19 protein-coding genes are annotated in these 15863 nt (G+C 35.9%); 11 read left to right on the top strand and 8 right to left on the bottom strand.

Translation table 11 applies throughout. The features are described 5' to 3' along the window. The first annotated feature begins 8 nt into the window (after positions 1–8). The 11 genes from I0Q91_RS04990 to I0Q91_RS04940 all read left to right on the top strand — a co-directional run bounded on the left by I0Q91_RS04990 (position 9) and on the right by I0Q91_RS04940 (position 7435). Entirely contained in the window at positions 9–455 is a 447-nt protein-coding gene (locus tag I0Q91_RS04990; protein ID WP_270453293.1) for a deoxycytidylate deaminase, read from the top strand. 18 nt (positions 456–473) lie between these two features. Then, positions 474–965, top strand: a complete 492-nt coding sequence (locus I0Q91_RS04985) for a phosphatidylglycerophosphatase A family protein (RefSeq protein WP_270453291.1) — start codon at positions 474–476, stop codon at positions 963–965. A 4-nt stretch (positions 966–969) separates the two neighbouring features. Further along, entirely contained in the window at positions 970–1578 is a 609-nt protein-coding gene (gene mobA, locus I0Q91_RS04980) for a molybdenum cofactor guanylyltransferase (RefSeq protein WP_270453289.1), read from the top strand. Between the two features lies 1 nt (position 1579). Continuing rightward, the gene (gene mobB / locus I0Q91_RS04975; protein ID WP_270453288.1) at positions 1580–2083 is read left to right on the top strand and encodes a molybdopterin-guanine dinucleotide biosynthesis protein B; all 504 of its coding nucleotides are present in this window, start codon (positions 1580–1582) and stop codon (positions 2081–2083) included. Between the two features lie 267 nt (positions 2084–2350). Beyond that, positions 2351–3346 (top strand): ornithine cyclodeaminase, nickel-pincer nucleotide-dependent, encoded by a 996-nt coding sequence (locus I0Q91_RS04970; RefSeq protein WP_270453287.1) that lies wholly within the window; start codon positions 2351–2353, stop codon positions 3344–3346. Between the two features lie 26 nt (positions 3347–3372). Then, a complete protein-coding gene (locus tag I0Q91_RS04965) occupies positions 3373–3567 on the top strand; it encodes a PspC domain-containing protein (protein ID WP_270453285.1) in 195 nt (64 codons plus the stop codon). Positions 3568–3594: 27 nt separating this feature from the next. Next, entirely contained in the window at positions 3595–4257 is a 663-nt protein-coding gene (locus I0Q91_RS04960; RefSeq protein WP_270453284.1) for a hypothetical protein, read from the top strand. After that, complete coding sequence (locus I0Q91_RS04955; RefSeq protein WP_270453283.1) at positions 4220–4615, top strand: GerW family sporulation protein; 396 nt, start codon at positions 4220–4222, stop codon at positions 4613–4615. The genes I0Q91_RS04960 and I0Q91_RS04955 overlap by 38 nt, the downstream gene beginning before the upstream one ends. 127 nt (positions 4616–4742) lie before the next feature. Continuing rightward, the gene (locus I0Q91_RS04950; RefSeq protein WP_270453282.1) at positions 4743–6797 is read left to right on the top strand and encodes a methyl-accepting chemotaxis protein; all 2055 of its coding nucleotides are present in this window, start codon (positions 4743–4745) and stop codon (positions 6795–6797) included. Positions 6798–6926: 129 nt separating this feature from the next. Continuing rightward, positions 6927–7274, top strand: coding sequence for a metalloregulator ArsR/SmtB family transcription factor (locus tag I0Q91_RS04945; RefSeq protein WP_270453281.1), 348 nt, complete (start codon positions 6927–6929; stop codon positions 7272–7274). A 14-nt stretch (positions 7275–7288) separates the two neighbouring features. Continuing rightward, positions 7289–7435 carry a hypothetical protein gene (locus I0Q91_RS04940; RefSeq protein WP_270453279.1) on the top strand — a complete coding sequence of 49 codons (147 nt, stop codon included), beginning with the start codon at positions 7289–7291 and terminating at the stop codon, positions 7433–7435. Positions 7436–7449: 14 nt separating this feature from the next. Here I0Q91_RS04940 and aroB read toward each other — a convergent pair whose 3' ends face one another. From aroB to I0Q91_RS04900, 8 genes are all read right to left on the bottom strand, one after another. Further along, positions 7450–8544 (bottom strand): 3-dehydroquinate synthase, encoded by a 1095-nt coding sequence (gene aroB / locus I0Q91_RS04935; RefSeq protein WP_270453277.1) that lies wholly within the window; start codon positions 8542–8544, stop codon positions 7450–7452. A gap of 14 nt (positions 8545–8558) precedes the next feature. After that, the gene (gene aroC / locus I0Q91_RS04930) at positions 8559–9764 is read right to left on the bottom strand and encodes a chorismate synthase (protein ID WP_270453275.1); all 1206 of its coding nucleotides are present in this window, start codon (positions 9762–9764) and stop codon (positions 8559–8561) included. Continuing rightward, complete coding sequence (locus tag I0Q91_RS04925) at positions 9757–10599, bottom strand: prephenate dehydrogenase (RefSeq protein WP_270453274.1); 843 nt, start codon at positions 10597–10599, stop codon at positions 9757–9759. The genes aroC and I0Q91_RS04925 overlap by 8 nt, the downstream gene beginning before the upstream one ends. Position 10600: 1 nt before the next feature. Next, positions 10601–11623, bottom strand: a complete 1023-nt coding sequence (gene aroF / locus I0Q91_RS04920) for a 3-deoxy-7-phosphoheptulonate synthase (protein WP_270453273.1) — start codon at positions 11621–11623, stop codon at positions 10601–10603. A gap of 19 nt (positions 11624–11642) precedes the next feature. Beyond that, a complete protein-coding gene (aroA, locus tag I0Q91_RS04915) occupies positions 11643–12929 on the bottom strand; it encodes a 3-phosphoshikimate 1-carboxyvinyltransferase (RefSeq protein WP_270453272.1) in 1287 nt (428 codons plus the stop codon). Positions 12930–13206: 277 nt separating this feature from the next. Then, positions 13207–14145 carry an ABC transporter ATP-binding protein gene (locus tag I0Q91_RS04910; RefSeq protein ID WP_270453269.1) on the bottom strand — a complete coding sequence of 313 codons (939 nt, stop codon included), beginning with the start codon at positions 14143–14145 and terminating at the stop codon, positions 13207–13209. Further along, complete coding sequence (locus I0Q91_RS04905) at positions 14129–14644, bottom strand: hypothetical protein (protein ID WP_270453268.1); 516 nt, start codon at positions 14642–14644, stop codon at positions 14129–14131. The genes I0Q91_RS04910 and I0Q91_RS04905 overlap by 17 nt, the downstream gene beginning before the upstream one ends. Continuing rightward, complete coding sequence (locus I0Q91_RS04900) at positions 14637–15638, bottom strand: ABC transporter permease (RefSeq protein WP_270453267.1); 1002 nt, start codon at positions 15636–15638, stop codon at positions 14637–14639. Before I0Q91_RS04900 ends, I0Q91_RS04905 begins: the two co-directional genes overlap by 8 nt. Between the last annotated feature and the right edge of the window lie 225 nt (positions 15639–15863).

The following is a 15863-nucleotide window of genomic DNA, read 5'->3' as shown; positions in this document are numbered from 1 at the left end:
TGAGTTTAATGGATAGACCGGATTGGGATGAATATTTTATGGAGATGGCTGAACTTGCTGCTAAAAGGGCTACTTGCTTAAGAAGAAAAGTTGGGGCCGTTTTAGTTAAAAATAAAAAGGTGCTTGCTACTGGTTACAATGGAGCACCAATGAATATAGAACACTGTGAATCTACTGGTTGCTTGCGTGAAAAAATGGAAGTTCCAAGTGGTGAAAGACATGAGATCTGTAGAGGTGTTCATGCGGAACAGAACCTGGTAGCTCAGGCAGCTATCCACGGTGTTAAAACTGAGAATTCTATAGTTTATTGTACTCATCAACCCTGCATTATCTGTACAAAGATATTGATTAATGCTGGAGTAAAAAAGATTTATTTTAAAAATTCTTATTCTGATAAGTTTGCTGAAAATTTGTTGAAGAAATCAAATATTGAGTTTATTAAATATAATAATTAATCAGGAAGGGGTGTTAGAATGAATGATTCAATGAAGGAATTATATGATAAGTCGATTGAAGTTTTAGAGAACCGGGGTGTTACTATTAATGATATTGCAAAATTAGTTAAGTCTTTACAAGAACCTTTTGATCCGGATATTTCATTAGAGACCTGTTATAAAAATGTTGATGCTGTTTTAAAGAAACGGGAGGTGGCACATGCTATCTTAACAGGTGTAGCACTTGATGAACTGGCTGAGAAAAAGCAGCTGCCGGAACCACTTCAGAGCATTGTTGAAACTGATGAAGGTCTTTATGGTATAGACGAGATAATTCCACTGTCAATAGTCAATCTATATGGAACAATTGGTTTAACAAGTTATGGTTATCTTGATAAAGAAAAAATTGGAATAATTAAGGAGCTTGATACTAAAAAAGATGGAGAGGTAAATACTTTTTTAGATGATCTTGTTGCTGGAATAGCTTCTGCTGCTGCCAGTCGTTATGCCCATGGAGAAGGGACTGAATAGCTAGATGACAGTCTTTATATTGGCAGGAGGTGAGAGCTCCAGGATGGGGGAATATGATAAGCCTCATCTGGAGTTTTATCAGGATAAGACTATCTTAGGTTTTATTATAAATAACTTGAAGTCTGATTTTAATCTTAAAGTGGTCGCTAAAAACAGGGATGAGTTTAGTGATTATGATGTTGAAGTATTAACTGATCTTAAAGATGCTGGACCTTTAGGTGGGATATATACTGGGTTAGAAATGACTGAATCTAAATATAATTTTTTTATGGGCTGTGATATGCCCTTTATTAATAAAACTTTAATTAGATGGATGTTTAATAGAGCAAAAATGTCAGATAAAGATGGGCTGGTCCCAGTTGATGGCAATTTTTATGAGCCGCTTTTTGCTATTTATCGAAAAAGCTGTCTTGAATCGGTTGAAAAAGTAATACTGGAAGATAGATGGCCTATAATTAGTTTTTATGAATATATTAATCTTGAATTTATTCAAAAAAATAAATTAAGAGAAATGAGCTCCTTTAATAATATATTTTTTAATATAAATACTTATGAAGATTATTTAAAAGCAAAGAATGAGATATTACCAGAATACATAAAAATGGAGGATTAATATGATACCAATAATTTCGATAGTTGGAAAAAGTGATAGTGGGAAGACGAATTTTTTGGAAGTTATTATTCCTAAATTAAAGGAGAAAGGCTTAAGAGTTGGAACTATTAAGCATGATGTTCATGGTTTTGATATTGATAAACCAGGGAAGGATACCTGGCGCCATAAACAGGCAGGTGCTGATCTGGTTTTGATTTCTTCCCCTTATAAGATATCATTGATTAAAGATGTTGATAAAGATAGTGAACTAGATGAACTCAGGGAAAAATATATTGATGATGTTGATCTTATTTTAACAGAGGGCTATAAGTCTGGCGATAAAGCAAAGATAGAAATTTTCAGGCCGGCCAAACATGGTGAAAAGCTATGTGATCCTAAAGTAGATGATATTTTAACAACTGTGATTAATGAGGAAAAAGATGATTCTGAGGAATACTTTTCAGAGTCAGAGGTTGAGAGAGTAGCTGAAGTTATAATTGATTATTATAATAATTTCAAAAAATAACTTGACAGTATTAAATTTTTATAATATAATTTGATTTAACATTCTAATATGGTAAAGACTATGAGCAGAATCCCATCTGTGAGTCGCAGGCTGAACTAATAGTAAGCTGAGCCGGTTTTCTTCCGTTATAGAGATAGATTATAGCTGATAGCTGTAATTGAAAGAGTGGTTTTTATAATTAGGATGGTACCACGGGTGATAATCTCGTTCCTTAGGGGCGGGATTTTTGTGTTTATATAGATAAAAAAATTTTAGGAGGTAATATTTATGTTATTAAGAGAAGAGAGTATTGAGAAGGAAGTTGAACTGAAAGAAGCGCCAGCAGATGGTGTTTTTCCAGAAGGGTTTTATGTTACAACAAATTTACCAACTTATGTCTATTATAATAACTCCTGGTTAAAGGTTGATTGGAGTGAGATGGACTGTGGAATAGCAATTGAAAATGGACAGGCAATCTCTAAATCGATTAACGATGTTGATGCAGGAGATTTGATAGTGGTCGGCGAATATGGTATTGAGACAGTTTCTAAAGAAGTAAAAGAGGAGCAAGAAGGTTTTGGATTCATGACCAGTGCTACTTCTTCTGAAAGGCCAAAGAATAAGTTAATTAAAGAGCTTGCAGCTGAGATGGAGAAAATCAGGAATGAAGGTGGAAAGATACTGGTTGTGGCAGGACCTGCAATTATTCATACAGATGCAGCAGGGGAGCTAGCTGATTTAATTAAGAAAGGTTATATTAATGTTTTATTTGCCGGTAATGCGCTTGCTACACATGATATAGAAGCAGCTATTTATAATACATCACTGGATTGTCCTTTATCTGAAGAAGGCATAAAAGGGACTGGCCATGGCTTTCATCTTCAGGCTATAAATAAAATTAGACTGGCTGGTTCGATCAAAGATGCTGTAGAAGAGGGGATATTAAATAGTGGAATTATGTATGAAATTATAAAGAATGATGTGGATTATGTTCTGGCTGGATCAATTAGAGATGATGGTCCATTGCCTGATGTTGTAACTGATGCTATTGAAGCTCAGAATTTAATGAGAGAAAAACTTGAGGGAGTTGAATTAGTTCTGATGCTGGCAACTATGCTCCATTCTATTGCAACAGGCAATCTAATGAGTGCAGAGATTAAATCAGTCTGTGTTGATATTAATCCAGCTACTATTACTAAATTAGCCGATAGAGGAACAGCTCAATCTGTTGGAATGGTAACAGATGTTGAACTATTTTTAAAAACTTTAAATACATTTTTATAATTTAATATTTAAAGAGGGGGTAAATAATGGAGGAAAGAAAAAAACTTTATAGGTCTATTGATGAAAGAATTTTAGGTGGTGTTTGTGGTGGAATTGCTGAATACTTTAAGGTTGACCCAGTTTTAGTAAGAATTATCTTTATTGTCCTGTTTTTTGGTGCAGGATCAGGTCTGCTGGCATATCTTGTTGCCTGGATAATAGTTCCTGAAGAACCCAGATAGATAAATTTTAGGATATGAGGGGATTGCATGTTTAATATAATTTTACTGTTACTGTTTATATTATTAACTTTCTTGATACTAGTTTTTATTGCACCAATAAGTTACAGGATTATATTTGATTATGCTGAAGGGAATAAATTTTATAAAATAAAACTTTATTTTTTAGGGATAAAAGTATATACATTTGAAGATAAATCAGGTAAAATAGAAGTTGAAAAAAGTAAAAAAGAAAAAATTAAAGATAAAGTGGATGAAGCTAAAAGAGATGAAGTAAAAAATGGAAACAGATTTTTCTCGATTATTTCATTTATCAGAGAAAATGATCTCAAAAAATATCTAGGAGAAGCCTGGATTTTAATTAAGTCTATACTTTCCCAGGTGCTGCCAAGAGATTACCAGATTAGTTTAAAAGTAGGATTTGAGGATCCTTATCACACCGGAAATTTAGCAGCTTTCTATTATAGTCTGGATGGTTTAATAAGAAGGGACCGGATTCAACTTGATTTAATATGGAACAGGGAGGTGATTGCTGCTCAGGGTTACCTTTATGGTAGATTTATGCTGGCTTCTATCTGTTTTTACCTTATCAGGTTTATTAGAAAGACAGGTCTTTATAAAGAATTATTTAAAAAAATAAGGGGGAAATTCAAAAATGGCTATGACTCAAAACGTTCTAGAAACAATGTATAGTAAACTGGATAAATTTTTGAAGACGGAGACAGTTATCGGCGAACCTATGGAACTTGGGGAGATTAAACTCATTCCAATTGTAACTGCTTCCTTTGGAATGGGTGGAGGTATAGGCGAAGAAAATAAAGAAAGCGGTAAAAGTGAAGGTGGTGGAGGTGGCCTGGGTTGCAGAATTTCACCAGATGCGATCTTAGTTATTAAGGGGAATGAGGTTGAATTAGTTAATTTAGACGGAAAAGGATCTTTAGATAAACTTTTTGAAGTTATGCCTGAATTAATTGGAAAAGTTGAAGGGATAGCTAAAGGCTCAAAGGGCGAAGAAGATGATGCTAGTGAAAAAGAAGAAGAGAATAAATAATTAAATATTTTATAATAGCCCTGGAAACAGGGCTATATATTTGACTTATGAGTTGTAGTTATAATAAAATAGCAATAGAGTTTTATTTAATTCTACATAATTATTTGATTTATGAGGAGGAAGAAGTATGGAAGAAAAGTTGGATAAGGAAAAAGAAAAAACAAAAGGAAAAGCTGAACAAAATAAGCAGGCAGGATTTCTAAGCTGGAAGAAAAATCTTAATTTTAGGGTAATGGTTGTAATGGCTATAATTTTGATTGCAGCTTTTGCTGTTTTAGGGTTTGTTGTGGATAATACTGTTTCAGAGCAAATTCAGGACCTTGCTCAACAGAGGAATATGGAGTCGGCCAGGGCAGTTGATGGAGAAATTAATGCTTTATTTGATGGTTTAATTAATGATCTTAAAGTATATGCTGATGAGGAGGGAGATAATTTAAGTAATGACTTTACTTTTAGATATGTAGTTGCCTCAGATTATACCGGGGACAACGAGGAAATTGAGACATTATATTTTGCCATGCCAGATGGTGAAATTTTCTCCCATCCTGAAAGAGATATTGATTTTTCTATTGAGGATAACTGGTATGACCAGGCCGTTGAGACAGAAGATATCTATTGGACAGAGAGAATGAGTTTATCTAATGAAGAAGAGGATGTCATTAGATTTTCATTCCCGGTTTATGAAGATGAGGATAATGAAGAATTAATAGGTGTTCTGGCTGCCGATATATCTCTCAGTAATCTTGTTGAGATTGTAACTGATAGAGATATTGGTGAAGAGGGTATTGCTTATGTTGTTGATAGGACAGGTAGAGTTGTTGCTTACCCGGATAGTGATATTCAGACTCAGGGATTAAATATAGTTGAAGAAAATGATTTAGAGGCTTTATTATCAGGTGAGGCTGGAAATATTGAATATGAAGATCAGGACGGTATTACCCAGGTGGCTTCTTATATGCCACTGGAGCCTTTAGAGGGTGCAGTTGTTGTTAGAGAACCATCTGAAATAGTTTATATGGCTGCAGGTGAGGTTAGAACACAGATTATTATGGTTGCAGCTGTGGCGGTATTAATTTCAATTTTTGGTCTATATTTCTTCTTTAGTTCACAGATTATTAAACCTTTAAATAATTTAAGCAGTCAGATTAAAAAAGTTGCTGAAGGTGACTTAAAGGTTAACATAAAGACAAAGCGAGAAGATGTAATTGGAGGTATTTCAAAATCATTTAATGTAATGATTGGTGAATTAAGAGGTTTAATAACAAGCATTAATGATTCTGCTGAAGGGGTTAATGCTTCAGCTAATAATCTTGAACAGGCTTCCAACCAAATGGGAGAGGTCTCAGAACAGGTTACAGTTTCAATTGAAGAGGTTGCTGTTGGTGCAGATGACCAGGCCGTTAATGTAGATAAGGTTAATAATCAGATGCAGAATTTAGATACCGCCTTAAATAAGCTGGCCGAATCTAATTCCAGGGTCCAGAGCTTATCTGAAGAGATGGAAAAAGAATCGAGCCAGGGTCAGGATGAGATGGTTAAAGTCGGCAAGCAGATGAATCTGATCAGGAATTCTATTGAAGAGGTCTCAGGTCAAATTAATGAATTAGAAGGGATTTCTTCAGAGATTGATTCCATCCTGGAGATAATTAATAATATAGCCAAACAGACTAACTTACTGGCTCTAAATGCTGCAATTGAAGCTGCCAGAGCCGGGGAAGCAGGTCGAGGTTTTTCAGTTGTTGCTGATGAGATTAGAGAACTAGCTGAAGAATCCAGTGAATCTGCAGGTAAAATAGGTGAGTTGATTGCAGAGATACAGGTAGAGACTGAGAGTGCCAGCAAGAAAATGGCCAATAGTACTGATCAGGTTAAGACAGGTGAAGAAGTTGTGCAATCAGCTGATCAGGCATTTGCTGAAATAAATGAATCTATTCAGAGAGTAAGCAAGGGAATACGCGAGGCTAATGAACTTGTTCAAAGAGCAAGCAAAAATAGTAATGAGATAGTCAATAATATTGAGAATATAGCAAGTATTTCTGAGGAGACCTCAGCAAGTGCTGAAGAAGTTGCAGCTGCCAGTGAAGAGCAGACAGCTTCAGTTGAAGAGATAATCTCTAGCTCTGAAGATTTAAATAATATGGCTACAGAGTTAGAAGAATTGATAAGAAAATTTGATTTTTAAGTTAAGCGGATCTAATAATGCCCTGGCGATATAGCCAGGGTATTTTTTACTTGAATTTTTTAATTAAAGTGATATAATCATATTAGTTAATGAATTGATATATTAGTTTATTTATATGGAAGATTGGAGGTGCAGGTAATCAAGAATAAAAAGGTATATGAGATGCAGGCAGAGATCTGCAAGGTGCTGGCAAATGCCAAAAGGATTGAAATTATATATCTCCTAAAAGAAGGGGAAAAGCATGTAAATGAGCTGGCAGAGGCAATGGACATCAGTAAAGCCAGTGTTTCACAGCATCTTTCCCTGCTTAAGGAAAAGGGTGTTGTTTCAAGTAAAAAAGAGGGCTTGAATGTTTTTTATACTATAAATAATCAGAGATTTATTGAGGCCTGCAACCTAATGCGGGAGATAATGGTGGATCAGTTAAATGAATTAGTTAGTTCATCTAAGGAAATATTATCAGTAGAAGAGGAATAGAGGAGGATGATAATATGGCAAAATACAAGTATCTCTGTCAGTGTTGCGGTGAGGATTACATTGTCTATGTTGAAACAAAGGATGGAGAAAAACCTAGTTGTCCTCATTGTGGGGAAGATTGTTTTGGTAATTGCAAAGAAATAGGAAAAGTTGAAGAATAATATTTAACCCCTGATTATTCAGGGGCTTTTTTTATGATTTCTTTTAAATACTTTTTATGCCAGTCAGAAGTTATGATAGTATCGCCTAATGAATTAGGGATTGCCAGAAATATTTTATTATTTTTAACCTTTTTATCAGTCTGCATTTTAGTAATAAGGCTTTTAAAGCTTATAGATGCTGGCAGGTTTACAGGCAGGTTAAAGCTGGTTAATAATTTCTTTAATCTATTAATTTCAGCCAGTTTGATATAACCCAGTTTTTTGGCCAGATAGCTTTCATAGACCATACCGATTGCAATTGCTTCACCATGGGTATATTCATTATAACCGGTCAGAGCCTCAACTGCATGACCAACAGTATGGCCTAGATTTAATCTGGCCCTGACACCCTTTTCTTTTTCATCCTGATTGACGATATTGCTTTTGATCTGACAGCAGATATAGACGAGCTTTATGAGCACTTCAGGTTTGATTTCTTTGATTTCTCCAATATTATTTTCTATATAATCAAAGAGGTCTTTATTAAAACCAAGCCCGTATTTAATAACTTCTGCCAGGCCAGTATTGTAATCTCTGGCTTTTAAGGTCTTAAGAAGGTTTATATCAATTATTACTATCTCGGGTTGATAAAAGGCTCCGATTATGTTTTTTGCCTCAGGGTGATTGATAGCTACTTTACCGCCAACACTGCTATCGACCTGGGCCAGGAGACTGGTTGGTATCTGGATAAAATTAATCCCTCGCATAAAAGTAGCTGCAGCCATTCCGGCTAAATCTCCAACTACTCCACCACCAAGGGCAATAATAGATGAATTGCGATCAAATCTTGACTTTAAAAGAAGATCATAGATTTTATTTAACTCAGCATTGTTTTTACTTTTTTCTCCAGGTTCTATAATATGGCTCTGAACCTGATAATCTTCTTTTTCCAGGGACTTTTTTAAGCTGTTACCATAAAGGGGATATACATTCTGATCAGAAATAATTAAAATCTTTTTGCCGATATTTAAATTAGAAGCGATTATCTGGCCGGCATTATTGAGTATTTGATTATCAATGATGATATCATAACTATCTTTATCAAGATTTACTTTTAATGTATTGGTCAAGGGATCACCTCTTTTTAATAGTTTTTAATCTGTTTTAGATAACTGTTGTAATTATTTTTAATTTCTTTGATTGAATCTCCGCCAAACTTTTTGGAGAATGCTCTTGCCATTACGATTGCAGTCACTGCCTCAGCAACTATAGAGGCTGAGGGAACAGCACAATTGTCAGATCTCTCCTTAGCAGCTTCAACCTGAGTTTTATTATCTAAATTGACTGTTTTTAATGGTTTAGACAGAGTTGGGATTGGCTTCATTGGCAGCCTTATTATTAATTCTTCTCCTGTTGAAATACCGCCTTCCAGGCCACCTGAATTATTTGTCTTTCGATAAAATTTATTATTTTTATCGTCATAGAAGATCTCATCGTGGACCTGGGAGCCAGGCCTTTCGGCAAGTTTAAAGCCACCTCCAAATTCGATGCCCTTTATTGCCTGGATTGCAACTAATTCAGCTGCCAGCTGACCTTCTAGCTTTAAATCATTATGAGTATGGCTGCCAAGTCCAGGAGGTAGTCCTGTTACAATAATTTCACAGATTCCTCCAACTGAGTCTCCTGCTTCTTTCCACCTGTCAATTAAGTTGATCATTTCAGCAGTTGCCTGGTCTGAACCGGCTCTGACCGGGCTTTCATCTACCTGGGCGAAATATTCTTTGATCTCTGTAATTGAATTAATATTGTTTTCTGCTTTAACTTTCTGCCAGGTCGGTGACTTTACTGTTCCTATTCCTGTAACATGGCTAAAGATTTCAACTTCAAATTCTCCGAGAAATTCCCTGGCAATACTGCCGACAGCTGTTCTGATTGCTGTTTCTCTGGCACTTGCCCTCTCTAAGACATTTCTTAGATCAGAATGGTTGAATTTAATACCACCAGGTAAATCGGCGTGGCCAGGACGAGGTTCGGCAACTCTTCTGGCTTTAATTTTCTCCTGGTTGCCTTTATTTGAAACAGTCATAATCTCTTCCCAGTTGGTCCAGTCTTTATTTTTAATATTCATTGCCAGAGGAGAACCAAGGGTTATGCCTTCTCTAAGGCCTGAGGTTATATTGATCTTATCTTTTTCGATATCCATCCTGCCGCCCCGGCCATGGCCCTGCTGACGTCTTTTAAGTTGTTTATTGATATTATTTATATTAATTTTTAGGCCTGCCGGGAGATCTTTAATAATGGCAGTGATTTCCGGTCCATGGGATTCTCCTGCTGTGAAATATTCAAACATCTTTTAAATTCTCCTCACTTTCTTTTAACCAGTCCTGATACTGGTTTAATCTTGCAATATATTTATCGATAAAATAAATTAAATTTTCGCTATTACTTTTAAAGATTTCCTCCCAGAGTTCTTTGGAACTGGAGGCAAGTCTAGTCATATCTTTGTAACCATTGCCGCTGATTGCAAGCATCTCAGAGCTGTTTTCTTCGTCAGCTATTATTTCAGCCAGGATATAGGCAAGTAGCTGGGACAGATGGCTAACTCCAGCCAGATATTGATCATGGCTTTCAGGTTCTAATTCGATAATGTTCATCTTTAAACCTTTAAGGAATTCTTTAAGGCGATTGATTATAGTTTCAGGATAACTGGTATCAGCTGACCTGGTTATAATAAATGGCTTTTCAGTAAAGAGATTTGATTGAGAATATCGGGCTCCTGATTGTTCCAGGCCTGCCATAGGATGGCCTCCTAGAAACCAGGTGTTCTTTAGATTGTTTAATTTACTTCCCTGCTTAACTATTTCAGCCTTGGTGCTGCCGGTATCGATTATTATTTTACTGGAAGTTTGACCTTTAAGCAGAGGATAGAGCCTATTGAGGTATTCCTTTATAATATTTACTGGTGTAGCCAGGATAATTAATTGATATTCATCTAATTCCAGATCATTTAAATTTTTAGTGCTGAAATCGATCAGGTTATTTTTTAGAGAATAGTCTAAGTTATTTCGGTCCTTGTCGATTCCAGTAATTTTAATCTCTGGATAATTGGTTTTGATAGCACCGGCCAGGGATGCTCCAATAAGGCCGGTGCCAATGATTAAGATATTCTTTATATTAAATTCCATTTTAATTATCTTCTCGGTTGATTGCCCTGCTGATTAAATCGATCTCTTCCATTAGCATTTTAAAGTTCTCTGGTTTTAATGACTGCTGGCCATCTGAAAGGGCCTCACCAGGGTTAGGATGGACTTCGATGATAAGACCATCTGCTCCGGCAGCAATTCCAGCCCGGGCCATCGGGATGACCAGATCCCATTTGCCTGTGCCATGACTTGGATCTACAATCACAGGGAGATGACTGATCTGCTGAACTAGCGGGATAGAACTTAGATCCAGTGTATTTCTGGTTCTTTCGCCAAATGTTCTAATGCCTCGCTCGCAGAGAATAACTTCTTTATTGCCCTCAGACATGATATATTCAGCAGCTAATAGCCATTCTTTGATTGTAGCTGACATACCCCGCTTTAACATAACCGGTTTACTGGCTTTGCCGACTGCTGAAAGTAGAGGATAGTTTTGCATATTTCTGGCGCCTATCTGGAAAATATCTGTATACTCTTCGACAACATCAAGGTGCTGGATATCCATTAACTCTGTGACAATTTTTAGGCCAGTTTCCTCTCTGGCTTTGGCCAGTAATTTTAAGCCTTCTTCTCCCAGCCCCTGGAATGAATAGGGGGAGGTTCTCGGCTTGAAGGCACCACCTCTTAAAATTTCTGCCCCTGCTTCCTTAACAATTCTTGCAGTTTCAAGGATCTGTTCTTCACTTTCAACGGCACAGGGACCGGCCATAATTACCGGTTTTTTGCCGCCAATTTTAACACCATCTATGTCGATAACAGTCTTATCTGGTTTGAAATCTCTACCGGTTAACTTAAATGGCTCAACTATTATAACGACTTTTTCAACTGATTTATAGGTTAGAAGCTGGCTTTTAAGATTTTCTTTTTTGCCATTGGCACCAACAACGCCAATAATTGTCTTTTCAACGCCTTCAGATAAATGGGTCTCATAACCTTCATCTTTAATTATATTACAGATCTTATTTACATCATCTTTGCTGCTATTACTTTTCATTACAACAATCATTTTATCAGTCTCCTTTTATTTAAAGATTATTAATTAATTTTTCAAAGTCAGGAAAGGATATATCTATCGATTCGCTATTATTAACTATGATACCATTTCTGGCAATCAGACCGGAAATGGCCATTGTCATGCCTATTCTATGGTCACCAAAACTATCAACTTCAATACCACCTTTAAGCTCTGTATTTCCTTTGATTTTCATACCGTTAGGGTATTCCTCTATCTCTGCTCCTAATTTTTTTAGCTCAGAGCTGATAGCTTTAATTCTATCAGTTTCTTTTACCCTTAATTCTGCGGCATCTTTAATAATTGTATCACCGTCTGCCTGGGTTGCCAGTAGAGCCAGCAGTGGTATCTCATCGATTAATCTAGGGACCAGACTGCCGGATATCTCTATTGCCTTTAGGTTACTTGAACAGGCTTCTATATCTGCCAGAGGTTCACCTGAACTAACTCTTTTATTTTTGATAGTAAGTTCGGCTCCCATCATCTTTAAGGCATCAAGGACACCGGTTCTGGTCTGATTGATACCGACATCTTTAATTAAGATTCTGCTATTTTCTGTGATTAAGCCTGCAGCAATTATAAAGGCTGCTGATGAGATATCTCCTGGGATATTAATATCCAGGGGCTTTAATTCTGGCTGACCTGAACTATTTAATTTAATGGTATTATCATTAATTTCAATATCGACACCTGCTGCTTTCAGCATCTTTTCTGTATGATCTCTGGACTGGGCTGGCTCATTAACATATGTAATCCCTTTAGTTGATAGGCCGGCCAGGAGTATTGAGGATTTAACCTGGGCACTGGCTACTGGACTATTATAATTAATGCTGGCTAGATTACCACCTCTGATACTTAGAGGGGCTAAGCCCTGCTGGCGGCTCCAGATTTCTGCTCCCATTTTACTTAATGGGGTAATAATTCGATCCATCGGCCTTGAATTTAAAGATCGGTCACCGGTTAGGACTGAATAGAATGGCCTGCCTGCTAAAAGCCCTGAAAGCAAGCGCATGGTGGTACCAGAATTACCACAATCAAGGATATCAGCTGGCTCCTTTAGACCATTTAAACCGACTCCATTTACGATATAGGTGCCAGAATTATCTCTGGTTATATCAACTCCTAATTTTTCCATGCATTTTAAGGTTGAAAAACAGTCTTCACCCTCTAATAGACCTGAGACTCTGCTCTGACCACTGGCAATCCCTGCCAGCATTAATGACCGGTGTGAGATTGATTTATCGCCTGGAACAGAAACTTTAGTATTAATATTACTTTTATTTGCTATTTTTAATTTCATAAAAACCCTCCTAAATAAGAAAAAGCCCCCCTATAACAGGGCGACTTAAGTCGCGGTACCACCTATTTTTTAGATCTTTAAAGATCATCTCTGTGAGGAAGCTAGCACTTCCCTATCGGATAACGACGATAGACGGCCTTTGCTTACTGGTTTCAGCTGGCAGCTCAGGGGTGTATTTCAGCAATTTAATGCTTACTTGGGTCCCTTCAAAGCTTTTAGTATACTAAATTGTTGAACTTAGTATAGCAGCCTATTATACTTTTGTCAAGAGGTAATTTTAGAATTTTAATTTTTTATTTTCTTTTGACAATTCAATAAAGACCTGGTGGAGCGATGCTTCTTCTGTCTGAATTGATAAAATTGAATAATTAGATTTTAAGCTGTCGATTAAATTGCCTGTCATTTCATAATCTAAGGGCAGGGAGATGCTTGCTGAATTATTTTTAATTTCTATTACTGCCTCTTCAGGCAGGCTGGATTTTAAATTATCGACTGACTGCTGATTGAGTCTGATCTTAATTTTGATATTTTTGTTGCCATAGTATGACTTTAGCCAGGCAGGGGTTGTAATTGTTATTATTTCACCATTGTTGATAAAGGCTATCCGGTCGCAGAGTCGTTCGACTTCTTCCATGAAATGGGAGCTTAAAAAGACTGTTTTATTTTCTTTTTTAAAACCTTCAATAGCCTGATGAATGATCTCAATTGAAGCAGGATCCAGGCCACTGGTTGGCTCATCAAGAATTAAGAGTTCCGGGTCGGCTATAATTGCCCTGGCGATTAATAATCTCTGTTTCATCCCTTTTGAATAATTTTTAACATATAAATCTCTGGCATCAACTAGCTGGAAAAATTCTAATAACTGGTTAATTTTTTCTGGCTGGACATTATAAAGGCTGGCAAAGAATTCTAAGTTTTCCTGGCCAGTTAGATGCTGATAGAGATTGTTTTCTTCAAAAACTACTCCGATTTTTCCTCTGATATTATTATCTAACTCTGTTGAATTGGTTCCAAAAACCTGACTGCTACCAGAAGTTGGATTTAATAGGCCAAGGAGGATTCTCATGGTTGTTGTTTTGCCAGCACCATTAGGACCTAAAAAGCCAAAAATCTCTCCCTGGTTTACTGTCAGGTTGATTCCATTTAAGGCTGTAATATCTTTATATTTTTTTCTTAGATCATTAATTACAATTGGAGGGTTATTCAATTCCAGCACCAGGATCATCTTCTTCTATAACTGATCGATCCCAGACCAGATAGAGTTGACCATTATCTTCAATTACATAGGTTTCTGTATCAACTTCTCGACTCTGATTTGTTCCTAAAAATCTAAATTCCATCTTATATTCAACTTTAGCCTCATAGGCCTGTTGATATTGATCTTCAGAAATATAGTTATTAAATTTTGAGGGGAGGCTATCAATATTATCTATTTCTATGATTTTGATTTCTGATAGTTTTAGTTGATAGCGATCTGTATTATCCTGCTGAAAATTGACATATTCTTCTTCGGTTAAATTTTCTTGAATTCCTGGGTGGAGGAGCTGATAAACTTCCTGAAATTCCTGTTCCTGATAATGATTATATACAGTGTTGATAAATTCTTTTAGATCTTCTGAATCATTGAGCTCGGCCTGAATCCTTCCAGTTGAAATGAAAAGGGCGGAAAGGATTAATAGAATTATTATTAGATTTTTTGATAAGTTTTTATTCATTATAATACACCTCATTATATGAGTAGATTAGAACTGGTACTAGAATTACTATAAATATTGAGATAAAAAACAGGTTATAAATAATATTATCTAACTGGAGTCCATTGATAAAATAGTAGGCCGGGGTAAGTCGACCTATTAATTCAAATGTTGGAGAAATAGTTGCCAGTAATCCCGGGAAAACTATTAAAAAATAGATAATTGTAGCCATTGATCTGGCAGCAGATTGACTCTTAGATCTCAGGCCAATTATACTGCCTATGATATTAAAGATTAAGGCACCTGCTATGATCACTGGAGCAGTCAGTAACAGGCTATAAATAGTCAGGCTGCTCTCAAGAAATATATTGGCTATAAGGATTATAATTGCTGTTATTATGGCCAGGATTGTCCCGGAAATAATTTTGCTACTTAGAAATAATATATTTGAAATTGGAGCTATATAAATGCCCTCCAGGGTTTTATTATCTTTTTCTTCGGCTAGATCTCCTGAAATAACAACTATTCCGATCATGGCCACAGTCACTGCCAGCCAGAGAGAGATGAGATCATTGAATGGTGATTGACTATCTATTAGTTCAATATTGAGCTCAAAGGGCATTGTATAATCCATTGTTGAAATTATAATTTCATTGATATACTGTTCTAAAATTAGTATTTCTGTTGGATCAAGATTATTAAGGTAGAGATTAAACCGATTGTCAGATTGAAATTTCAAGATTCCATCGATTCTATTGAGGTTATCTCTGGCAGTTTCTTCATCCTGGAATTCTATAAAATTTATTTCCTGATAGTTAGAGTTATCAATTTCGATAGGATTATTTTCAGTAATCAGACCTATATCATACTGGATCTGGAAGATACCGGTTTCGATTAAAAGAAAAAAGATAGAGGCTAGAACCGGCAGTATAACCACAATAAGAATGGTTTTATTTCTAAAGAAATATAATAGATCTTTTTTAATTAATGAAATTATTATTCTTAAATTAGCCATTAGACCACCCTTAAATGAACAAATAAAAAGGAGAGAATAAATCCCTCCTTTTTATTCGAGATTAAATTGAGTTTGAAATTATGGAGTAGTTCTATTTAGATAATAGATTACCAACCAGATAACTAATGCTGCTCCTAATAATTCTAACATTTAAACCACTCCTTTCATAATTAATTGTCTTCAGTTAGCTTCTAATTCAAGATAATTTTGAAAACTCCTTTAATT

Source organism: Halonatronomonas betaini, from assembly GCF_015666175.1.
Lineage (GTDB): Bacteria > Bacillota > Halanaerobiia > Halanaerobiales > Halarsenatibacteraceae > Halonatronomonas > Halonatronomonas betaini.
This window is presented reverse-complemented; position numbering and strand designations above follow the sequence as displayed.